Source organism: Variovorax sp. GW821-FHT09D07, from assembly GCF_059416345.1.
The window spans coordinates 797,154-816,855 of record NZ_JBWKOY010000003.1; the positions used below are offsets into that span (position 1 = coordinate 797,154).

Below are 19,702 nucleotides of genomic sequence, written 5' to 3' on the forward strand. Positions count from 1 at the left end.
TCCTTCCCATGAGCTCTTCCGCCCCCGACCTTTCCGCGATCGCCGGTGCGCTGGCCGATGCCGCCGCCGCCCAGTCGATGCGCTACTTCCGCACGCCGCTGGACATCATCACCAAGGCCGACGAAAGCCCGGTCACGCTGGCCGACCGCGCCGCCGAGACGGCGATGCGCGAGATCCTCGGCGCACGCGTGCCCGCCGACGGCATCTTCGGCGAGGAGCACGGCCCCGAGCGGCTCGACGCCGACCGCATCTGGGTGCTCGACCCGATCGACGGCACGCGCAGCTTCATCACCGGCTCGCCGTTGTGGGGCACGCTCATCGGCGTGCTGCAGGGCGGTCGCGTGGTGCTGGGCATGGTCGACATGCCGGTGCTCAAGGAGCGCTGGGTGGGCGAAACGGGCAAGGGCGCCACGCGCGACGGCCAGCCCGTGCGCGTGAGCGGCTGCACCGAGATCGCCAAGGCCCGCATCGTGACCACCTCGCCCGACATCTTCTCGCCGGCCGACTGGAGCGCCTTCGACCGCCTGAGCCGCCAGTGCGCGATGCGCCGCTTCGGCGGCGACTGCTACGGCTACGCGCAGCTCGCGGGCGGCACCATCGACCTCGTGGTCGAGACGGGGCTGCAGCCCTACGACTTCCTGGGCCCGGCGGGCCTGATCGAGGCCGCCGGCGGCGTCGTCACCGACTGGGAGGGCCGGCCGCTGGGGCTGAACGCCGACCAGCGCGTGATCGCTGCGGCCACACCCGAACTTCACCGACAAGCCCTGGCCGTGCTCGCGGCCTAGACTGTCTGCATGTTCCGCTGGCTGATCGTCGTCGTCCTGGCGCTGGTGCTCATGAGCGGCCTGACCGCCTGGCTGCGCCGCTTCGGCTTCGGACGGCTGCCCGGCGATTTCGAGTTTCGCGCCTTCGGCCGCGACTGGCAGCTGCCGATCGCGAGCACGGTGGTGCTCAGCATGATCGCGGCGCTGGTGGCGCGGCTGCTCTGAGCACGGCGCGGCGATGCCTGAGAAGTGCTTGAGAAAGAAGAGAACCCCGCAATGAGAGCCTGCGTAGACATCGGCGGCACCAAGGTCGCCGTGAGCCTTTCCGCTTCGAGCGACGCGCCGCTGATCGGCCGCCGCAGCGAGCCCACCGCCAAGACCGGCAGCAACGACGCCGTGGCCGTGCAGATCCTGCGGCTCATCGACGAGGTCTGCGCCGAGCAGGGCATCGATCCGGCGAGCATCGACCGCGTGGGCGTGTCCTCGACCGGGCCCTTCGAGCTGCACGACGGCATGGTCGAGCTGGCCACGCCCAACATCTGCGGCGGCATCGCCGGCCCCTCGCGCGGGCTGCCCAACAACTGGATGACGGCCATCGTCGAGGCGCCGCTGGCGCGCCGCTTCGCCCGCGTGCGCGTCGAGAACGACGCCGTGGCCGCGCTCGAGGCCGAGCGCCACTGGGGCGCGCTGAAGGGGCTCGACAACTGCGCCTACGCCACCTGGAGCACGGGCGTGGGCGTGGGCCTGTGCGTGGACGGCAAGGCGCTGCGCGGCAAGAACGGCAACGCCGGCCATGCGGGCCACAGCTTCGTGGTCGACGACGACAGCGGCGCGCTGTGCGGCTGCGGCAACCTGGGCGACGTGGAAGCGCTGGCCGGCGGCAATTCGATCGCGCACCGCTTCGGCCAGCCCGCGGCCGATCTGTTCACGGCCGCCGCGGCCGGTGACGCTGCGGCACTCGAGAAGGCCGACGCGCTGTGCCGCGTGATCGGCCGCATGCTCTACAACCTGGTCATCACGCTCGACCTGCAGCGCATCAGCCTGGGCGGCAGCGTGTTCTGGCACCACCGCGACTTCGTGCTGCCGCGGCTGCAGGCGCAGGTCGACGGCAAGCTGCCGCCGCTGACGCGCGGCGTGCTGCTGGTGCCCGCCGGGCTCGGCGACAAGGTGGGCGACTACGCGGCCCTGGCGCTGCTCGACTGAGTTGCAGCGCGCGGCGACCGGACCAGTGTGGCTGGCTGGTTCTTCTGCGCGGCGCAGCCTTCCTCGACGATCCGCCCGAGCCGCCGCAGCCCCGCATCGACCGCTTCGCTGAAGGGCCAGCCGCAGTTGATGCGCAGGTAGTGGTCGAAGCGCGAGGCGTTCGAGAACTGCGCGCCCGGCGCCACCAGCATGTGCTCGCGCAGGGCCGCCTCGAACACGGCCACCGACGACAGCCGATCGGGCAATTCCACCCACAGCTGGAAGCCGCCGCGCGGCAGGTTCAGCCGGGTGCCGGCCGGGAAGTAGCGGGCGATGGCGTCGGCCGTCTGGTCGCGCTGCGTGTGCAGGCGTTCGCGCAGCCGGCGCAGGTGGCGGTCGTAGCCGCCGCTGGCAATGATCTCGCCCGCGGCGATCTGCGCCAGTGCCTCGTTGTTGCGCGTCTGCGCGTACTTGAGCATCTCGACCTGCGCGTGCCAGCGCCCGGCCGTGATCCAGCCCAGCCGCAGGCCCGGCGCCAGCACCTTGTGCAGCGAGGCGCAATACACCACGTTGCCCGTGCGGTCCCAGGACTTGATGGCGCGCGGCGGCACCTCGGTCTCCACCAGGTCGCTGTAGGTGTCGTCCTCGACCAGCGCGATGCCGTGGCTTTCGCACAGCTGCACCAGCCGCTGCTTGTGGGCGTCGGGCATCACGCTGCCGATGGGGTTCTGCAGGTGCGGCACCACCACCACGGCCTTGATGTCGTCGTAGGTGTGGATGGCCAGATCGAGCGCCTCCAGCGAAATGCCGGTCTGCGGGCTGGTCGGAATCTCCAGCCCGCGCAGGCCCAGGCTCTCGAGCACCTGCAGCAGGCCGTAGAAGGTGGGCGATTCGACGGCCACGGTGTCGCCGGGTTTGGCGATGGCGCGCAGCGCGAGGTTCAGCGCCTCGATGCAGCCGTTGGTGACCAGCACGTCGTCGGGCGCCACCGTCATGCCCACGCGCAGGTTGCGCTGGGCCACCACCTGGCGGAACTGCTCGTGGCCTTTTTGCGAGGAGGCCGTGGTCAGCAGCTCGGGGCGCTGGCGCAGCGCGCGCGTCATGGCGTTGCGCAGCGCCTCGGCGGGGTAGAGCTCGGGGGCGGCGCGCGAGATCGCGAAGTTGAGCTTCACGTCGTTGAGGCGCCCGCGCGCCATGAAGTTGGCCATGCGGGTGCGCATGTTGACGAACTGCGCCGGGTCGGGCGGCAGGCCGGACACGGGTTCCTCCATGGCCGCGATGGCCAGGCGCTGCGGGCGGCGCACGAAGTAGCCCGAGCGGTCGCGCGCCTCGACCCAGCCTTCGCTTTCCATGGCGCGGCACACCTGCAGCGCGGTCGAGAGGCTGATGTCGTGCAGCCGCATCAGGCTGCGCAGCGAGGGGAGCTTGTCGCCGGCCTTGAGCGAACCGGCGTGGATCGCGTCCACGTAGTGCGCCGCGAGCTGGCGGTAGAGCGGTAGCGAGTCCATGGGTCGATGTTCCCTGCATCGGGCATCCGAAAACAGATGCAGTTGACTGGGAAAAAGACCATAACAGATGGCGTGGCGGCCCGGCTGTTCCGGTCGCAATAGCCACCGGGTGTGCCTGTTTTTCGGGCGGCGGAATTCCTACGATGAAGCCCACATCCACCCGAGGTCCGCCATGATCACCACCCTGTCCGAAGCCCCCGATTCCATCGTCCTCGAACCCGGCCAGTCGCTGCGCACCGCCGTCGATGCGGGCGCCTGGCTGCAGCTGGCCGAGGGCCGCGCCCGCGTGGTGTCGCCGCCGGGCTGGCTGGGCGAGACGGTGTTCATGACCGAGACGCTGCTCGGCGAGGGCGACATGCACTGCGTGCCGCAGGGCGGGTGGATCGAGGTGTCGGCGGTGACGGCGGTGCACCTGCGGGTGCATGCGCCCCAGCGCACGGCCCGGGCCACGGCGCCGGTGGCGGCGCGGCCGGTGATGCGCTTCGTGCGCCTGCTGACGGGGTGGTGAGGTCCGGGGCAGGGCGCCTGCCCCGAACCAAGGCCGCCGTCAGTTCTTCGGCAACTTCTGCGGCCGCTTCCAGTTCGCGAAGCTGACCTGCTTGCCCCGCGCCACGGTCAGCGCGCCCGGCTCGGTCGACTTGTTCACCGTCGAGCCGCCGCCGATGGTGCCGCCCGCGCCGATGGTCACGGGCGCCACGAGCACGCAGTTGCTGCCCACGTGCACGTCGGCCTCGATCACGGTGCGGTGCTTGTTGGCGCCGTCGTAGTTGGCCGTGATGCTGCCTGCGCCGTAGTTCACGCGCTCGCCCACCGTGGCGTCGCCCAGGTAGGCCAGGTGGTTGGCCTTGGCGCCGGCCGCCAGCGTGGAGTTCTTGACCTCGACGAAGTTGCCGATGTGCACCTCGGCGCCCAACTGGGCACCGGGCCGCAGCCGCGCAAAGGGCCCGACCAGCGCGCCCGCGCCCACCGTCACGCCGGCCTTCTCGCCATCGATGTGGGTGAAGGGGTGGATCACCGCGCCGGCCTCGATGCGCACGTTGGCGATGATGCAGTTCGCGCCGATGCGCACGCCTTCGCCCAGCGACACCGTGCCTTCGAACACGCAGTTGACGTCGATGTCGACGTCGGCGCCGCAGCTCAGCGTGCCGCGCAGGTCGAAACGCGCCGGGTCGGCCAGGCGCACGCCCTGTTCCATCAGCGCATTCGCCTGGCGCAGTTGCCAGGCGCGTTCCAGCGCCGCGAGCTGGGCGGGGCTGTTGATGCCTGCCACCTGCAGCGCGTCGGTCGTGACATGCGCCACCACCGGCACGCGGTCGTCGGCCGCGAACTTCACGATGTCGGTCAGGTAGTACTCGCCCTGGGTGTTCTTGTTGTCCAGACGCGCCAGCCAGCCCTTGAGCAGCCGCGCGGGCGCGGCCATCACGCCGCTGTTGATCTCGCGCACGGCGCGCTGCGCCTCGGTGGCGTCCTTGTGCTCGACGATGGCCGTCACCTCGCCGCCGGCATGGGTGCGGATGATGCGGCCGTAGCCCGTGGGGTCGTCGAGTTCGATGGTCAGCAGCGCCAGCCGCTCGCCGCCGCTGGCGGCGATGAGGGTGCGCAGCGTGTCCTCGGCGATCAGCGGCACGTCGCCCGAGAGGATCACCACGGTGCCGTCGTCCGGCAGCTGCGGCGTGGCCTGCTGCACGGCGTGGCCGGTGCCCAACTGGGGCTCCTGGCGCGCGAAGCCGAGCGCGGCGGCGTTCACGGCCGTGGCCTTGATGGCGGCTTCGACCTGCTCGGCGCCGTGGCCCGTCACGACCACGACATGGCGCGCGCCGATGCGCGCGGCGGTGTCGGTCACGTGGGCCAGCAAGGCGCGGCCGGCCAAACGATGCAACACTTTGGGCAGCTTGCTCTTCATGCGCGTGCCCTTGCCGGCCGCCATGATGACGACGTCGACCGGTCCCTGGTTGCTCTGCTGCGGAGTCTGATTCATGCGCTTTTCTTCCCGGATTCGTTGTGCTGGACTGGCCCGAATTATCGGTGTGCTGCTGCTGGCCGCTGCCCTGGGGGCTTGCAGCGCGGTCAAGCTTGCCTACAACAACCTGCCCGAGCTGAGCTACTGGTGGCTCGACGGCTACTTCGACTTCGACGGCGCCCAGACACCCAAGGTGCGCGACGAGCTCGCCCAACTGCTGGCCTGGCACCGCCAGAACGAGCTGCCGCGCATCATCGGCCTGCTGCAGGAGGCCCAGGGCCTGGCGAGCGCCGAGGTGACGCCGGCCCAGGCCTGCCAGCTGGCCGATCGCGTCCGCGAGCGCCTGCTCGCCGTCACCGAGCGCGCCGAGGCCGCCAGCGCCGAACTCGCGTTGAGCCTGAGCGACGCGCAGCTGCAGCAGCTCGAACGCAAGTACGCGAAGAACAACACCGAGTACCGCAAGGACTGGCTCGACCGCAGCCCCGCGCAGGTGCAGGAAAAGCGCTACGACCAGTTCCTCGAGCGCCAGGAGGACTTCTACGGCCGCCTCACGACCGAGCAGCGCGCGCTGCTGCGCCAGCAGGTGGCGCAGTCGGTGTTCAGCCCGAAGCTGGCGTACGAGGAGCGGCGCCAGCGCCAGCAGGAGGCGCTGGTGCTGCTGCGCGGCTTCCTGGGCGGCAACGGCGGCCCGCGCGCGTCGCCGGCCGAGGCCCGCGCCGCGCTGCATGCCTACATCCAGCGCATCGCCGATCCGCCGCCCGGCCCCTGGCGCGAGCAGCAGCAGGCGCTGCTGCAGGAAGGCTGCCGCAACCTGGCGGCGCTGCACAACACCACCAGCGCCACGCAGCGCGAGCAGGCGGTGCGGCGGCTGCAGGCCTACCTGGGCGACCTGCGGCAGCTGGTGGCGGCGCGCTGAGGCAGGCGGCGCCTTCAGATCATCGGCAGCGGGCGCAGCGGGCGCTCGAAGTAGTCGCCCAGCGTTTCGAGCGCATGCGGCTCCAGGATGCGCAGCCAGCCGCCGTCGAGCTTGTACAGGCCCAGGCGCTGCAGCCGCCGCATCGTCTTGTTGGTGTGCACCAGCGACAGCCCCAGCGCGTCGGCGATGTGCTGCTGGTTGAACGGAAACTCCACCCAGCCGTCGCGCACCATGCCCACGCGCTGGGCGCGCCGGTACAGGTGCATGAGCAGCATGGCCACGCGCTCGCCCGCGTTGCGGCGCCCGGCGGTGACGAGGTGGTCGTCCACCAGCTTTTCCTCGCGCGCGGCCAGCCAGGTGATGTCGTAGCCGAGCCGGGGCTGGGTCTGGAACAGCGCCCACAGCCGCTCGCGGGCGAAGGCGCACAGCGTGGCGTCGGTCACGGCCTCGACGCCGTGGGTCTGGCCGTCGGCAAACTCGTCCTGCAGGCCGATGAAGTCGCCGGGCAGCAGAAAACCCAGGATCTGCCGCCGGCCGTCGCTCAGGGTCTTGTAGCGGAAGGCCCAGCCTGCGTAGAGCGTGAACAGCTGCGGACTGGCGCGGTGCTCGTCGACGATGGTGCCGCCCGCCTCGACGCGCCGGGTGCCGGTGCGAAAGGACTGGATCGCCTCCAGCTGCTGCGCCGTCACCGGCAGGAAGGCCTCCAGGCGCCGCAGCGCGCAGTGTTCGCAGGGGTTCGCACCCTGCGGCGGGGAGGCGGCAACGGGGTAGTCCTCGAACTTCACGCCGCACTATAGGCTGGCGGGGCTATGTCTTTTGACATTTCGGGGTGCAGGATGGCCCCCTAGACTCGAAACGATGTCCCCTTTTTGCACCGCATGACACCAGAACAAGCCTCTGCAGAACTCCTGCACGAATTCCTCTATTGCAGCCTGCTCGCCCCCGACCTGCCGCCCGCCACCGTGGGCGCGATCGTCACCCAGGCCCGCGCGCGCAACGCCGAGGACGGCATCTCCGGCCTGCTGGTGTTCGACGGCCAGTGCTTCTGCCAGCATTTCGAGGGGCCGCGCGAGGCGGTGCAGGCGCTGATGGCGCGGCTGCAGCGCGATCCGCGCCACGTGGCGCTCGTGGTGGTCCACGACGGCCCGCTGGCCGCCCGGCGCTACAGCGGGTTTGCGATGGGCCTGGCCGAATGCGAGGGCCCCGACCCGGTCTCCGGCCTGCGGGCCCTGCGCGGCGAGGCGGCGCTGGCGCACTTCCTGGCGCTGCGCGCCAGCTTCGACATCAGCACCTGACCGGCTGACTGACGGAAAACTGAAAACGACGGGCAAAGAAAAAGGCGGCCGAAGCCGCCTTTGTTCAGAAGAGCCGGGAGTGCAGGCGGTCGGTCAGACCGGGTCCCACACGTAGGTGGCACCGTAGCCATCCCAGGCTTCCATGACGATGCGCTGGCCGGCGGCCACGGTGAGCGATTCGCCCGGGGCCAGCACGATGTCTTCGCTGGGGCCATGGGCGGTGGCGTCGGGCGTGACCCACACGCGGCCCTGCTTGACGCGCAGCACGCTCGCCGACCGCGCCTTCAGGCTCATCGCCTCGCCGGGCGCAATCTGCCAGGCGCCACGGCGCACGGCCGGCGGAATGGCCGCGGTGCGGGTGGAACGGGACAGGGAAGCGAGCGATTCGTTGGTGCAGACGGCGGTGGACATGATGAGGACTCCTTGGCTGATCCGAAGCGCCTTTGACAGACAGAGAGGTTGGCGCAGTTCGGGAATGAATGATCGTTTTTGCGGCCTTGGAGGTCCAATGAAAACGAGGTAGCCTACTGATGCGCGTTTCGCATCAATCGTCCGACCACCGGGAACGCACACCAAAGTCATACCCATGCAACATTCGCAAACCCACCTGCGCTCCCGGCCCATCTCCGCGGGGCACCTGCGGGCCTTCGAGGCGGTCGCGCGGCACCTCAATTTCCGCGCTGCGGCCGAGGAAATGGCGCTCACCCAGTCGGCCGTGAGCCGGCAGATCCAGTCGCTCGAAGAGGAAGTGGGCGTGTCGCTGTTCCTGCGCCACACGCGGGCCGTGGAGTTGACCAGCGCCGGGGCGCAGCTGCTGCTGTCGGTGCAGCAGGCGCTGCCGCGCATCGACATGGCGGTGCGGCAGATCCGCCAGAGCGCCGGGCGCAAGAGCGTGGCGCTCACCACCTTTGCCTCGTTCGCCTCGATGTGGCTGATTCCGCGGCTGGAGGCCTTCCAGCGCGACAACCCCGAGATCGACATCCGCATCGACGCCAGCGACATCGCGGTCGACCTCGACGTGGCCGACGTGGACATCGCGCTGCGCTACGGCCCACCCGAAGGCATGCCGCCCGGCGCCGTGCGGCTGTTCGGCGAAACGCTGACGCCGGTGGCGAGCCCGTGGCTCATCAAGAGCAACCCGCCGATCAAGACGCCGGCCGACATCGCCCGCTTCACGCTGATCGAGGCGGGCGACGCGCACCGCACCCACCTGGAATGGCTCACGTGGCGGCGCTGGTTCGAAGTGAACGGGCTGGAGCGCGCGCAGCCCAAGCGCTGGCTCTATTTCAACTATGCGTACCAGATGGTGCAGGCCGCGCTCACGGGCCAGGGCCTGGTGCTGGCGCGCAGTTCGCTCATTGCCGAAAGCCTGGCCAACGGCGACCTGATCGAGGTGCTGCCGCAGCACCGGCTGGATTCACCGATGGCCTACTGGCTCATCTCGGGGCCGCGCAATGCGCTGCGGCCCGAGATCAAGGCCTTTTCCGACTGGCTGGAGGCGCAGGCCGTCACCACGCGCCAGACCATTGGCGAGGTGCCCGACCCGGACACCGTCGACAACCTCGATTGACGGAAAGGATTTGTCCCCTCCAGGAACACCGCGGAACCGGCTTTGCCGGGCCGCTGGTGTTGCCCCCGGTGAGGGGGTTGGCGAAGCGACACGAAGTGCGCGCAGCCTGGGGGAGAGTCAAGTGACTGGCCAGACGACGCCGTTGTCGTTCAGGATGGCATCGAGCGGCAGGTCGTGCGCCTCGGGCTCGAAGTCTTCCAGGAAGCCGTTCGTGAAGCCCAGCCCCACCGTGAACGGCCGCGGCTCCAGCGCCGCCAGCGTGCGGTCGTAGAAGCCGCCGCCATAGCCCAGCCGGTAGCCACCCGCGCTGTAGCCCACGCAAGGCACGAACAGCAGGGTCGGCACGATCAGCTCGGTGTCCTTGGGCTTGGGAATGCCGTAGGCGTCTTCTTCCATCTGGCAGCCCGGGTACCAGGCATGGAAGGTGAGCGTCTTGTGAACTTTGTCGATCACCGGCAGTCCGATGCGGCGGCGCTGCGTTTCTTCCATGAGTTCGCCGTCTTCCTTCCAGCGATGCAGTGCGGGCAGCGGGTCGAACTCGCCCTTGATCGGCCAGTAGGCGCCGATCACGGTGTCGGGCCGGCCGACCAGCCAGATCCGCATCACCCGCTGCAACAGGTCGGCCCGCGCGAGGCGGTCGGGCAGCGCCAGACGCTGCTCGATGAGTGCCTTTCGCAGTTGACCCTTCAGAAAACTCGCCGTGGCCGAGGTGTCGGCATCCTTTGACTTGTCCATAATCCCCCGATGCAGTTCCCAAGCATTTTGGCATCCGCGCGCGCTCGTCAGCGTCGCGGCGCGCCCGCCCTGGTTTTTTCCGCCGTTCTCGCACTCGCCGCGCTGCTGCCGCAACAGCCCGCCGCCGCGCAGAACAACACCAACGACGACGTGCTGGTCCAGATGAAGCAGGCCTTCCAGCGCGGCGACAAGGCCCGCCTCACGGCCCTGCTGCCGCAGGCCCGCGGCCACGCGCTCGAACCCTGGGCCGCCTACTGGGAGCTCAAGGCCCGCCTGCAGGAAGCCGCGCCCAACGAGGTGCAGGACTTCTACGCGCGCTACCCCAACACCTACCAGGAAGACCGCCTGCGCAACGACTGGCTGCTGCTGCTCGGCCAGCGCCGCGACTGGGACGGCTTCGCCGCCAACATCGCCGGCTTCCGCATGGGCGACGACGCCCAGGTGCGCTGCTACGCGGTGCTGGTCGACACGCTGCGCACCGGCACGGCCACGCAGGCGCAGGCCGACGAGGTGCGCCGCAACTGGTTCGCGCAGAAGGACAGTGACGACGGCTGCCTCACCGCCGCCGACCGCATGGTCGCGGCCCGCCTGATGACGACCAACGACGCCTGGAAGAAGGCGCGCCTGGCCATCGAGGCCAACCGGCCCGCCGCCGCGCGTGGCGCCGTCACCATCGCCGCACCCGATGCGCTGCCGCTGTTCGAAGAGGTGAATGCCAGCGCCGCCAAGTTCCTCACCGGCCGCGCCTTCGTGGCCGCCAAGTCGCGCAAGGAGCTGGTGGTGCTCGCGCTCATCAAGATCGCGATGGCCGACCCCGACCAGGGCGCCGCGCAGCTCGACGGCAAGTGGGGCCCGATGCTCTCGGCCGAGGAACGCAACTGGCTCTGGGGCACCATCGGCCGTGCGGCCGCGAACAAGCTCTCGCCGATGGCCGTGAGCTATTTCGGCAACGTCACGAAGAACAGCGACCTGTCCGACGACATGCTCGGCTGGCGCGTGCGCGCCGCCCTGCGCGCCAGCCAGTGGAAGGACGTCGCGCCCGCCATCAACGCCATGAGCGACGCCGCCCAGCAAGACCCCACCTGGGTCTACTGGAAGGCCCGCGCGCTGAGCAGCGCCGGCGGCGACGAGCGCCGCGCCCAGGCCCGCGAGCTGTACACCAGCATCGCCGGTACGCGCGGCTTCTATGAAATGCTGGCGCTCGAAGAGCTGGGCCAGCGCACCGTGGCCGCTACGCGGCCCGCGCCGCTCACGCCCGAAGAAAAGAACGCCGCGCGCACCAACCCGGGCCTGCAGCGCGGCTTGCAGGCCATCGGCATGGGCCTGCGCTCCGAAGGCACGCGCGAGTGGAACTACGCCACCAACCTGCACGACAAGGGCGGCATGGACGACCGCGCCCTGCTGGCTGCCGCCGACCTGGCCTGCCAGCGCGAGGTGTGGGACCGCTGCATCAACACCAGCGAGCGCACCAAGGGCGTGATCGACGTCGAGCAGCGCTTCCCCATGCCCTTCCACGACACGGTGCTGCGCAAGAGCCAGGACATCGGCCTGGACCCGGCCTATGTCTACGGCCTGATCCGCCAGGAAAGCCGTTTCATCATGGACGCGCGCTCGGGCGTCGGCGCCTCGGGCCTGATGCAGGTCATGCCCGCCACGGCGCGCTGGACCGCCCGCAAGATCGGCATGACCGACTTCACGCCGGGCCAGATCAACGACCGCGAGACCAACATCACCATCGGCACCAACTACCTGAAGCTCGCACTCGACGACTTCGATGGTTCGATGGCGCTGGCCGCCGCGGCCTACAACGCCGGCCCGGGCCGCCCGCGCAACTGGCGCAACGGCCCGGTGATCGACGCGGCCATCTGGGCCGAGAACGTGCCCTTCAACGAGACGCGCGACTACGTGAAGAAGGTGCTGGCCAACACGACCAACTACGCCGCCATCATCAGCGGCAAGCCGCAGTCGCTGAAGGAGCGCCTGGGCCGCGTGGGCCCGCGCAACGCCAACGAGCCCGAGCCCAACAAGGACCTGCCCTGACATGAGCTGGCGCGACGAGGTGCTCGACACCGTCGCGTCCGAATTCTCGGACGCGGGAGACGTCGCGCAGCTCACGCGCATCTCGGTGCGGCTGCTGCTGGCGGCCGTGCTGGGCTTCCTGCTCGGCTTCGAGCGCGAGCAGCAGGGCAAGGCGGCCGGCGTGCGCACGCACATGCTGGTGGCGATCGGCTCGGCGCTGTTCGTGCTGATCCCGCAGCAGACCGGCATCGTGCCGGCCGACATGAGCCGCGTGATCCAGGGGCTGGTGGCCGGCGTCGGCTTCCTGTGCGCCGGCACCATCCTCAAGCAGGGCAAGGACGAATCCCACGTGCAGGGCCTCACCACCGCCGCCGGGCTGTGGATGACCGCCGCCATCGGCATGGCCTGCGGGCTCGGCCGCGAGGTCACGGCCGTGTTCAGCGCACTGCTGGCGCTCGCGGTGCTGTCGCTGGTGCCGCGCCTCGTGAGCCTGATCGAGCGCGTCGTGAAGCCCTCGCCGGACACGAACGCCTCCGGCCCGCGCGTGATCGTCCCGCCCGAATCCCGCCAAGGCGACGACCGCTGAAGCGGCCCGCATCAATTCGCGCCGCCTTCGTCATCAATCGCAGCGCGCCGCCCGGCTAGCATCGACGGCTTTGCCCCGCATTCCCGCACTGACCCGGAGACCCAGATAGATGTCCAAGCTCTACATCGGCAACAAGAATTACTCGTCGTGGTCCATGCGCCCCTGGGTGCTCATGACGCAGGCCGGCATTCCCTTCGAGGAGGTGATGGTGCGCTTCGACTCGTTCGACGCCACCTCGCAGTTCAAGCACGTGATCGGCGCCATCAACCCCGTGGCCAAGGTGCCGGTGCTGGTCGACGGCGACCTGGCCGTCTGGGACACCCTCGCCATCGCCGAGTACCTGGCCGAGCGCTTCCCCGAGAAGCAGCTGTGGCCCCAGGGCGTGGCCGAGCGGGCCCGCGCGCGCAGCATCTGCGCCGAAATGCACTCGGGTTTCACCAACCTGCGCGGCAACTGCCCGATGAACATCGAGGCCTCACTGCCCGAGGTGGGGGCGCGGCTCCTGGCCGAGCAGCCCGGCGTGCAGGAAGACCTCGACCGCATCGTGCAGATGTGGACCGAGCTGCTCGAGACGCACGGCGGCCCGATGCTGTTCGGCGCCTTCACCATCGCCGACGCCTTCTTCGCGCCGGTGGGCATGCGCATCCGCGGCTACGGCCTGCCGGTGCCGCCGGCCATCGACGCGTACATCGCGCGCGTGGCGGCCCTGCCGGGCGTCGCCGCGTGGATCGCGGGCGCCCTGGCCGAAAAAACCTTTGTGGCTTTCGACGAGCCCTATCGCACCTCGCGCGACTGAGGCTCGCCGGACTTCATCAGAACCGGTACGTCGCCGCCAGGTAGGTGACGATCGGGTTCAGCTTCAGGCTCGCCTCGCTGCGCGCCACCGGCAGGCCGGTGATGCTGGTCGTGGTGAGCTTGGCCTTGGTCTTCAGCGGGATGTAGGACACCGAGAACGACACGCCCCAGTGCTTGTCGAACTGGTAGGCCACGCCGGCGTTGAGCACGGGCGCGAACGAGCTGTCGAGCTTGGCGGTGGTGTTCACCGAAGACGGACGCACGTGGAACTGGCTGGCCAGCGCGCCCTGCAGGTTCGACGTGAGCTTCACGTCGCTGTACCAGACGTAAGTGGCGCCCAGGCCCACGAACGGACGGAAGGCGTCGTTGCCTTCGTTGAAGTAGTACTTGGCCAGCACGGTCGGGCTCCACTGGCGGGCCTGGCCGAGTTCGCCCACGCGCGCCAGCGTGCCGCTGCCGTTGAGCTTGAACTTGGGCGGCACGCCGAGCACGCCCTCGACGGCCCAGTGGGGGTCGATGAAGTACGCGACGTTCAGGCCCAGCGTGTCCGAGTTGGTGACGCTCGCGCCCGAGCCGGCCAGCACGCTGTGCACGGGCGAGGTCACGGTCAGCGGCTTGCTTGAATCCTGCGGCGACAGGTGGAACCAGCCGGTGCCGACGACCCAGTCGCCCGCGTTCTGCGCCAGGGCGCTGCCCGATGCCAGGACCCCGAGTGCCGCCAATGCCAACGATGCTGTTGTTGTGAGTTTCTTCATAGCTGTGAATGCTCCTTGGGTGTTGAAAACAGCCCCGCGCACGGGGGCACCGGCCAGCGACCGGTGCTTCGCGCGACACGAATTTACGAACGGTCGTTCGCATCGCTCGGCGATTATCGAACGACCGTTCTTTTTGTGCAGGGAGAGTATCCCTACACTGCACTCATGAACATTTTTCTCGTCGGCGGTGCACTGCGCGACCGGCTGCTGGGCCGCCCCGTGTCCGACCATGACTGGCTGGTGGTGGGCGCCACGCCCGAGGCCATGGTGGCGCGCGGCTACCTGCCCGTGGGGCGCGATTTCCCCGTGTTTCTGCACCCGCGCACGCGCGAGGAGTACGCGCTGGCCCGCACCGAGCGCAAGAGCGCGCCGGGCTACCGCGGTTTCGTCGTGCATGCGGCGCCCGACGTCACGCTGGAGCAGGACCTCGCCCGGCGCGACCTGACCGTCAACGCCATCGCGCTGCCCGCCGAGCACGTGGGCGCCGACGGCAGCTTCGACCCTCGCCCCGAGACCCTGGCCGACCCCTTCCACGGCCAGCGCGACCTGCGCGACAAGGTGCTGCGCCACGTGACCGACGCCTTCCGCGAAGACCCGGTGCGCATCCTGCGCGTGGCGCGCTTTGCCGCGCGCTTCGACGACTTCACCGTCGCGCCCGAAACCATGGCGCTCATGCGCGAGATGGTCGCGGCCGGCGAGGTCGATGCGCTGGTGCCCGAGCGCGTGTGGCAGGAGCTCGCGCGCGGCCTGATGGAAACGCGCCCCTCGCGCATGTTCGAGGTGCTGCGCGACTGCGGCGCGCTCGCCGTGCTGCTGCCCGAGGTCGACCGGCTCTGGGGCGTGCCGCAACCGGCGCAGCACCACCCCGAGATCGACACCGGCGTGCACCTGATGATGGTGCTGGACACCAGCGCGCGGCTGGGCGCCACGCTGCCCGTGCGCTTCGCCTGCCTGATGCACGACCTCGGCAAGGGCACCACGCCCGCCGACATGCTGCCGCGCCACATCAATCACGAGCTGCGCAGCGTCGATCTGCTGCAGGCCGTGTGCGAACGCTGGCGCGTGCCGGTGGAGCTGCGCGAGCTGGCCGAGGTGGTGGCGCGCGAGCACGGCAACATCCACCGCAGCGGCGCACTCGACGCGACGCCGCTGGTGCGCCTGCTGGAGCGCTGCGACGCCTTCCGCAAGCCGGCGCGCTTCGCCGAGGCGCTGCTGGCCTGCGAATGCGACGCGCGCGGCCGGCTTGGCTTCGAGGACACCGCCTACCCGCAGCGCCCACGCCTGCTCGCGGTGCTCGCGGCCGCCCAGGCCGTGGCCACCGACGTGGTGGCGCGCGAGGCGCAGCAGGCCGGCGCCACCGGGCCGCGCATCGGCGAGGCGATCCACCGCGCGCGCATCGCGGCGGTGAAGGCGTCGCTGCCGGCCACGGCCGACTGAATCCCCGCCATCGGCGCACGCCGGGACTTTGGCCGACACGCGCCGCGTGCGAGCCGTGCTATGGTTTTTCCCAATGCCAAAGTCCTCCAGCAGCAACGCCCAGTTGCCACCTCCGCCGGGCCGGGACGCCGCCCTTTTTCTCGACTTCGACGGCACGCTGGTCGGCCTCGCCGCCACGCCTGAAGCCATCGAGGTGCCGCCCGCCCTCGTGCCCCTGCTGAGCGACCTGCGCGACCTGCTCGGTGGCGCGCTCGCCGTGGTGTCGGGGCGCCAGATCGATGCCATCGACCGCTTTCTCGCGCCGCTGCGGCTGCCCGCGGCCGGCGAGCACGGCGTGCAGCGCCGCGATGCCAAAGGCGGCATGCAGGAGCAGCGCCCGCCCGACCTCGTGCCGATCCTGGACGTGGCCAACGAACTCGCGCGCATCCACGAAGGCCTGTTGGTGGAGCGCAAGCACGGCGCCATCGCGCTGCACTACCGGCTCGCGCCGCAGCTGGAGGCCGTGTGCCGCGACGCGATGGCGCGCGCCATCGAAGGCCGTCCGCAGCTCGAGCTCATGCACGGCAAGTTCGTGTTCGAGGTCAAGCCTTCGGGCGTCAACAAGGGCCTCGCCATCGAAGCCTTCATGACCGAAGCGCCGTTCGCGGGCCGCACGCCGGTCTTCGCGGGCGATGACACCACCGACGAGAGCGGCTTTGCCGTCGTGCAGCCGCGCGGCGGCGTCGCGATCAAGGTGGGCGCCGGGCCGAGCCTGGCGCTGCACCGACTCGAATCGCCGCGCGCGGTCTACGAATGGCTGGTGCAGGCACGCGACCTGCTGGCCGCACCCGACCATCCCCAGACATCACCGAGGAGCCCCGCATGAGCGAACAACAACTGCAGAAGGCTCCGGAGGACCGCGCGGGCGACGCCCTGGCCGGCGCGGCGGGCCCCGACGACCAGGCGCCTGTCGACGCCGCGAAGGTGGCTGCGGCCCCGCCGCGCGGCTTCGCGCCGCCGGCCGAGCCCTCGCTCAATGTCGGCGTGATCGGCAACTGCGCCTACAGCGCGCTCATCGATGCCCGCGCCCGCGCCGTCTGGTGCTGCCTGCCGCGCTTCGACGGCGACCCGGTCTTCAACGCGCTGCTGCACCCCGGCGAGGAGGCCGGCGCCTGGGCCATCGAGATCGAGGACTTCGCCTCCAGCAAGCAGTGGTACGAGCCCAACACCGCCGTGCTGCGCACGCAGCTGTTCGACAGCGCGGGGCAGGGCATCGAGATCACCGACTTCGCGCCGCGCTTTCACAGCCGCTCGCGCTACTTCCGCCCGCTGATGATGGTGCGCCGCGTGCGCCCGATTGCCGGCGCGCCGCGCATCCGCGTGGCGCTCGACCCGCGCTTCCAGTGGGGCGCTTCGGCGCCGACCGAGGTCACGCGCGGCAGCAACCACATCCGCTATGTCGGGCCCGACGTGACCTTGCGGCTGAACACCGACGCGTCGATCTCGCACATCCTGTCGCGCCAGCCCTTCGTGATCTCGCGCGAGTACAACTTCATGTTCGGCGTGGACGAGACGCTGCTCGAGGGCATCGCCGACACCGCACGCAAGTTCGAGCAGGAAACCATCGCCTACTGGCGCACCTGGAGCAAGCGCCTGGCCATTCCCTTCGAGTACCAGGACGCGGTGATCCGCGCGGCCATCACGCTCAAGCTCTCGCTGTACGAGGACACCGGCGCCATCGTCGCCGCCATGACCACCAGCATCCCCGAGGCGCCGGGCAGCCAGCGCAACTGGGACTACCGCTACTGCTGGTTGCGCGACGCCTTCTTCGTGGTGCGCGCGCTCAACTCGCTGAGCGAGGTGGGCACGATGGAAGACTACCTGCGCTGGCTCGGCAACGTGGTGATCGGCTCGCACGGCGAGCACATCCAGCCGCTGTACGGCATCGGGCTGGAGCGCGAGCTGCCCGAGTCCTTCGTCGAGGGCCTGCCCGGCTACCGCGGCATGGGCCCGGTGCGCGTGGGCAACCAGGCGCAGGAGCACTTCCAGCACGACGTGTACGGCAACATCGTGCTCGGCGCGGCGCAGGCTTTTCATGACCACCGGCTGCTGAGCCGCGCGGGCGTGGCCGAGTTTCCGCACCTGGAGGCCGTGGGCGAGCAGGCGGTGCGCGTGTACGGCACGCCCGACGCCGGCATGTGGGAGCTGCGCACGCGCGCACGCGTGCACACCAGCTCGGCTCTCATGAGCTGGGCCGCCTGCGACCGGCTCGCCAAGATCGCGCGCACGCTGGAGCTGCCCGAACGCGCAGCCTACTGGCACGGCCATGCGGCACGCATGAAGGAAGAGATTCTTGCCAAGTCGTGGTGCGAAGAGCGCCAGGCCTTTGCCGAAAGCTTCGGCGGGCACGAGCTCGACGCGAGCATCCTGCTGATGGTCGAGGTGGGCCTGATCGACGCGCGCGACCCGCGCTTCATCTCCACCGTCGACGCCATGGAAAAGTCGCTGTGCGACGGCCCCTACATGCGCCGCTACGAAGCGGCCGACGATTTCGGCAAGCCCGAGACCGCCTTCAACATCTGCACCTTCTGGCGCATCGACGCGCTGGCCAAGATCGGCCGCAAGGCCGAGGCGCGGCAGATTTTTGAAACCATGCTCGCCGCGCGCAACCCGCTGGGGCTGCTGTCGGAAGACACGCACCCGGTCACGGGCGAGATGTGGGGCAACTTTCCGCAGACCTATTCGATGGTCGGCATCATCAACGCGGCCGTGCGCCTGTCCGCTCCCTGGGATTCGTGCATATGAGTCGTCTCGTCGTTGTTTCGAACCGCGTGGCCGACCCGCGCAAGCCCGCCGCCGGCGGTCTGGCCGTGGCCCTGGGCGAGAGCCTGCAGCAAAGCGGCGGCCTGTGGTTCGGCTGGAGTGGGCAGATCGTCGAAGGCGGGCCCACGGGCGAAGGCGAGATGCACAAGCAGCAGGCCGGCAAGGTGACGCTGGCCACGCTCGACCTGAGCCGCGACGACCATGACAGCTACTACCTGGGCTACAGCAACGACGTGCTCTGGCCGGTGTTCCACAACCGCCTGGACCTGGCGCATTTCGATGCCGGCTTCATCGGCGGCTACCGGCGCGTGAACCAGCTGTTCGCGCGCAAGCTGATGCCGTTGCTGAAGGACGACGACATCATCTGGATCCACGACTACCACCTGATGCCGCTGGCCGCCGAGCTGCGCGCCATGGGCTGCAAGCAGCGCATCGGTTTCTTCCTGCACATTCCGCTGCCGCCGCAGATCATCATCGCGGCCATTCCGCAGCATGAATGGCTGATGCGCTCGCTGTTCTCGTACGACCTGATCGGCTTCCAGGCGCAGCAGGATGTGCAGCACTTCGAGCACTACGTGCGCAACGAGGCCCACGGCGAGTACCTGGGCAACGACATGTACCGCGCCTACGGGCAGACGGTGCGCTGCAACGCCTTCCCCATCGGCATCGACGTGGACGAGTTCGCGGCGCTCACGCATGCCAAGGAATCGCGCGACATGTACGAGACCATGAAGCGCGAGTACTCGAGCCGCCGGTTGCTGCTGGGCATCGACCGGCTCGACTACTCGAAGGGCATCCCGCAGCGCGTGCGCTCGTTCCGCGAACTGCTGGCCAACTACCCCGAGAACCGGCGCAGCGCCACGCTGATCCAGATCGCCTCGCCCACGCGCGAGACGGTCGATGCCTACGCCGACATCCGCAAGGAGCTCGAGTCGCTGTGCGGCGCCATCAATGGCGACTACGGCGAACTCGACTGGATGCCCGTGCGCTACATCCACCGCATGGTGGCGCGGCGCCGCGTGCCCGGCCTGTGCCGCGCGGCGGCCGTGGGGTTGGTGACGCCGCTGCGCGACGGCATGAACCTCGTGGCCAAGGAATACATCGCGGCGCAGGACCCGGCCGACCCGGGCGTGCTGGTGCTGTCGCGCTTCGCAGGCGCGGCGGAGCAGCTGAAGGAAGCGCTGCTGGTGAACCCCTACGACACGCACGGCACCGCGGAGACGGTGCAGCAGGCGCTGCAGATGCCGCTGGAAGAGCGGCGCGAGCGGCACCAGAAGCTGCTGTCACGCATTCGCGAGCACGACATCCACTGGTGGCGGCGCACGTTCCTCGAAGCGTTGCGCGAGGCGGCGAGCGAGCGCTGAACGCGCCTGGAACC

Annotated in this window: 20 protein-coding genes; 14 read left to right on the forward strand and 6 right to left on the reverse strand. The window is 69.8% G+C overall.

Annotation, left to right across the window (positions count from 1 at the left end; genetic code table 11):
- Window positions 1–8 precede the first annotated feature (8 nt).
- From hisN to AC07OX_RS15165, 3 genes are read left to right on the forward strand one after another with little or no spacing between them, the layout of a single operon-like run.
- Window positions 9–785, forward strand: coding sequence for a histidinol-phosphatase (gene hisN, locus AC07OX_RS15155; RefSeq protein WP_495261938.1), 777 nt, complete (start codon window positions 9–11; stop codon window positions 783–785).
- A 9-nt stretch (window positions 786–794) separates the two neighbouring features.
- A complete protein-coding gene (locus AC07OX_RS15160) occupies window positions 795–989 on the forward strand; it encodes a DUF2905 domain-containing protein (RefSeq protein ID WP_056575522.1) in 195 nt (64 codons plus the stop codon).
- A gap of 51 nt (window positions 990–1,040) precedes the next feature.
- Window positions 1,041–1,967: an ROK family protein gene (locus tag AC07OX_RS15165; protein WP_062477915.1), complete on the forward strand. Its 927-nt coding sequence runs from the start codon at window positions 1,041–1,043 to the stop codon at window positions 1,965–1,967.
- Here AC07OX_RS15165 and AC07OX_RS15170 read toward each other — a convergent pair.
- Entirely contained in the window at window positions 1,940–3,454 is a 1,515-nt protein-coding gene (locus tag AC07OX_RS15170; RefSeq protein ID WP_492698016.1) for an aminotransferase-like domain-containing protein, read from the reverse strand. The genes AC07OX_RS15165 and AC07OX_RS15170 overlap by 28 nt on opposite strands.
- A 172-nt stretch (window positions 3,455–3,626) precedes the next feature.
- Here AC07OX_RS15170 and AC07OX_RS15175 point away from each other — a divergent pair, with 172 nt between their 5' ends.
- A complete protein-coding gene (locus tag AC07OX_RS15175) occupies window positions 3,627–3,962 on the forward strand; it encodes a hypothetical protein (RefSeq protein ID WP_307583109.1) in 336 nt (111 codons plus the stop codon).
- Between the two features lie 39 nt (window positions 3,963–4,001).
- Here AC07OX_RS15175 and glmU read toward each other — a convergent pair whose 3' ends face one another.
- Entirely contained in the window at window positions 4,002–5,432 is a 1,431-nt protein-coding gene (gene glmU, locus AC07OX_RS15180) for a bifunctional UDP-N-acetylglucosamine diphosphorylase/glucosamine-1-phosphate N-acetyltransferase GlmU (RefSeq protein ID WP_495261939.1), read from the reverse strand.
- A gap of 49 nt (window positions 5,433–5,481) precedes the next feature.
- Between glmU and AC07OX_RS15185 the strand changes: the two genes are divergently transcribed.
- Complete coding sequence (locus AC07OX_RS15185; protein ID WP_495261940.1) at window positions 5,482–6,330, forward strand: DUF6279 family lipoprotein; 849 nt, start codon at window positions 5,482–5,484, stop codon at window positions 6,328–6,330.
- Between the two features lie 14 nt (window positions 6,331–6,344).
- On the opposite strand, the gene AC07OX_RS15190 is transcribed toward AC07OX_RS15185, so the two are convergent.
- Entirely contained in the window at window positions 6,345–7,115 is a 771-nt protein-coding gene (locus AC07OX_RS15190; RefSeq protein WP_495261941.1) for a Crp/Fnr family transcriptional regulator, read from the reverse strand.
- Window positions 7,116–7,208: 93 nt separating this feature from the next.
- Here AC07OX_RS15190 and AC07OX_RS15195 point away from each other — a divergent pair, with 93 nt between their 5' ends.
- Window positions 7,209–7,625, forward strand: coding sequence for a BLUF domain-containing protein (locus AC07OX_RS15195; protein WP_495261942.1), 417 nt, complete (start codon window positions 7,209–7,211; stop codon window positions 7,623–7,625).
- A gap of 93 nt (window positions 7,626–7,718) precedes the next feature.
- Here the strand turns inward: AC07OX_RS15195 and AC07OX_RS15200 are convergent, their stop codons facing one another.
- The gene (locus tag AC07OX_RS15200; protein ID WP_062477930.1) at window positions 7,719–8,036 is read right to left on the reverse strand and encodes a DUF2917 domain-containing protein; all 318 of its coding nucleotides are present in this window, start codon (window positions 8,034–8,036) and stop codon (window positions 7,719–7,721) included.
- Window positions 8,037–8,211: 175 nt separating this feature from the next.
- Between AC07OX_RS15200 and AC07OX_RS15205 the strand changes: the two genes are divergently transcribed.
- The gene (locus AC07OX_RS15205) at window positions 8,212–9,195 is read left to right on the forward strand and encodes a LysR substrate-binding domain-containing protein (protein ID WP_062477933.1); all 984 of its coding nucleotides are present in this window, start codon (window positions 8,212–8,214) and stop codon (window positions 9,193–9,195) included.
- A gap of 117 nt (window positions 9,196–9,312) precedes the next feature.
- Here AC07OX_RS15205 and AC07OX_RS15210 read toward each other — a convergent pair whose 3' ends face one another.
- Window positions 9,313–9,930, reverse strand: a complete 618-nt coding sequence (locus AC07OX_RS15210; protein WP_062477936.1) for a 5-formyltetrahydrofolate cyclo-ligase — start codon at window positions 9,928–9,930, stop codon at window positions 9,313–9,315.
- Between the two features lie 9 nt (window positions 9,931–9,939).
- On the opposite strand from AC07OX_RS15210, the gene AC07OX_RS15215 reads away from it, so the two are divergent.
- The 3 genes from AC07OX_RS15215 to AC07OX_RS15225 all read left to right on the forward strand — a co-directional run bounded on the left by AC07OX_RS15215 (window position 9,940) and on the right by AC07OX_RS15225 (window position 13,331).
- Window positions 9,940–11,970, forward strand: coding sequence for a lytic transglycosylase domain-containing protein (locus AC07OX_RS15215; RefSeq protein ID WP_495261943.1), 2,031 nt, complete (start codon window positions 9,940–9,942; stop codon window positions 11,968–11,970).
- A 1-nt stretch (window position 11,971) separates the two neighbouring features.
- Window positions 11,972–12,535, forward strand: coding sequence for an MgtC/SapB family protein (locus tag AC07OX_RS15220; protein ID WP_495261944.1), 564 nt, complete (start codon window positions 11,972–11,974; stop codon window positions 12,533–12,535).
- 109 nt (window positions 12,536–12,644) lie between these two features.
- A complete protein-coding gene (locus AC07OX_RS15225) occupies window positions 12,645–13,331 on the forward strand; it encodes a glutathione S-transferase family protein (protein WP_070060070.1) in 687 nt (228 codons plus the stop codon).
- 16 nt (window positions 13,332–13,347) lie between these two features.
- Here AC07OX_RS15225 and AC07OX_RS15230 read toward each other — a convergent pair whose 3' ends face one another.
- Complete coding sequence (locus AC07OX_RS15230; RefSeq protein ID WP_062477953.1) at window positions 13,348–14,085, reverse strand: OmpW/AlkL family protein; 738 nt, start codon at window positions 14,083–14,085, stop codon at window positions 13,348–13,350.
- A 165-nt stretch (window positions 14,086–14,250) separates the two neighbouring features.
- On the opposite strand from AC07OX_RS15230, the gene AC07OX_RS15235 reads away from it, so the two are divergent.
- The 4 genes from AC07OX_RS15235 (at window position 14,251) to otsA (ending at window position 19,688) form a co-directional block, all read left to right on the forward strand.
- Window positions 14,251–15,522, forward strand: a complete 1,272-nt coding sequence (locus AC07OX_RS15235) for a multifunctional CCA addition/repair protein (RefSeq protein WP_062477956.1) — start codon at window positions 14,251–14,253, stop codon at window positions 15,520–15,522.
- 73 nt (window positions 15,523–15,595) lie between these two features.
- Window positions 15,596–16,387, forward strand: a complete 792-nt coding sequence (gene otsB, locus AC07OX_RS15240) for a trehalose-phosphatase (RefSeq protein ID WP_495261945.1) — start codon at window positions 15,596–15,598, stop codon at window positions 16,385–16,387.
- Window positions 16,384–18,306, forward strand: a complete 1,923-nt coding sequence (locus tag AC07OX_RS15245) for a glycoside hydrolase family 15 protein (protein ID WP_495261946.1) — start codon at window positions 16,384–16,386, stop codon at window positions 18,304–18,306. Before otsB ends, AC07OX_RS15245 begins: the two co-directional genes overlap by 4 nt.
- Entirely contained in the window at window positions 18,303–19,688 is a 1,386-nt protein-coding gene (gene otsA / locus AC07OX_RS15250) for an alpha,alpha-trehalose-phosphate synthase (UDP-forming) (RefSeq protein ID WP_447741197.1), read from the forward strand. Before AC07OX_RS15245 ends, otsA begins: the two co-directional genes overlap by 4 nt.
- The last annotated feature ends 14 nt before the right edge of the window (window positions 19,689–19,702 follow it).

Bases quoted from the DNA above. Each gene is read 5' to 3' on its own strand.
- glmU (WP_495261939.1), bottom strand. From the start codon at position 5,432: ATGAATCAGACTCCGCAGCAGAGCAACCAGGGACCGGTCGACGTCGTC.
- AC07OX_RS15200 (WP_062477930.1), bottom strand. From the start codon at position 8,036: ATGTCCACCGCCGTCTGCACCAACGAATCGCTCGCTTCCCTGTCCCGT.
- AC07OX_RS15225 (WP_070060070.1), top strand. From the start codon at position 12,645: ATGTCCAAGCTCTACATCGGCAACAAGAATTACTCGTCGTGGTCCATG.
- AC07OX_RS15175 (WP_307583109.1), top strand. From the start codon at position 3,627: ATGATCACCACCCTGTCCGAAGCCCCCGATTCCATCGTCCTCGAACCC.
- AC07OX_RS15170 (WP_492698016.1), bottom strand. From the start codon at position 3,454: ATGGACTCGCTACCGCTCTACCGCCAGCTCGCGGCGCACTACGTGGAC.
- AC07OX_RS15235 (WP_062477956.1), top strand. From the start codon at position 14,251: ATGAACATTTTTCTCGTCGGCGGTGCACTGCGCGACCGGCTGCTGGGC.
- AC07OX_RS15165 (WP_062477915.1), top strand. From the start codon at position 1,041: ATGAGAGCCTGCGTAGACATCGGCGGCACCAAGGTCGCCGTGAGCCTT.
- AC07OX_RS15160 (WP_056575522.1), top strand. From the start codon at position 795: ATGTTCCGCTGGCTGATCGTCGTCGTCCTGGCGCTGGTGCTCATGAGC.
- AC07OX_RS15245 (WP_495261946.1), top strand. From the start codon at position 16,384: ATGAGCGAACAACAACTGCAGAAGGCTCCGGAGGACCGCGCGGGCGAC.
- AC07OX_RS15195 (WP_495261942.1), top strand. From the start codon at position 7,209: ATGACACCAGAACAAGCCTCTGCAGAACTCCTGCACGAATTCCTCTAT.
- otsA (WP_447741197.1), top strand. From the start codon at position 18,303: ATGAGTCGTCTCGTCGTTGTTTCGAACCGCGTGGCCGACCCGCGCAAG.
- hisN (WP_495261938.1), top strand. From the start codon at position 9: ATGAGCTCTTCCGCCCCCGACCTTTCCGCGATCGCCGGTGCGCTGGCC.
- AC07OX_RS15230 (WP_062477953.1), bottom strand. From the start codon at position 14,085: ATGAAGAAACTCACAACAACAGCATCGTTGGCATTGGCGGCACTCGGG.
- AC07OX_RS15215 (WP_495261943.1), top strand. From the start codon at position 9,940: ATGCAGTTCCCAAGCATTTTGGCATCCGCGCGCGCTCGTCAGCGTCGC.
- AC07OX_RS15210 (WP_062477936.1), bottom strand. From the start codon at position 9,930: ATGGACAAGTCAAAGGATGCCGACACCTCGGCCACGGCGAGTTTTCTG.
- AC07OX_RS15220 (WP_495261944.1), top strand. From the start codon at position 11,972: ATGAGCTGGCGCGACGAGGTGCTCGACACCGTCGCGTCCGAATTCTCG.
- otsB (WP_495261945.1), top strand. From the start codon at position 15,596: ATGCCAAAGTCCTCCAGCAGCAACGCCCAGTTGCCACCTCCGCCGGGC.
- AC07OX_RS15205 (WP_062477933.1), top strand. From the start codon at position 8,212: ATGCAACATTCGCAAACCCACCTGCGCTCCCGGCCCATCTCCGCGGGG.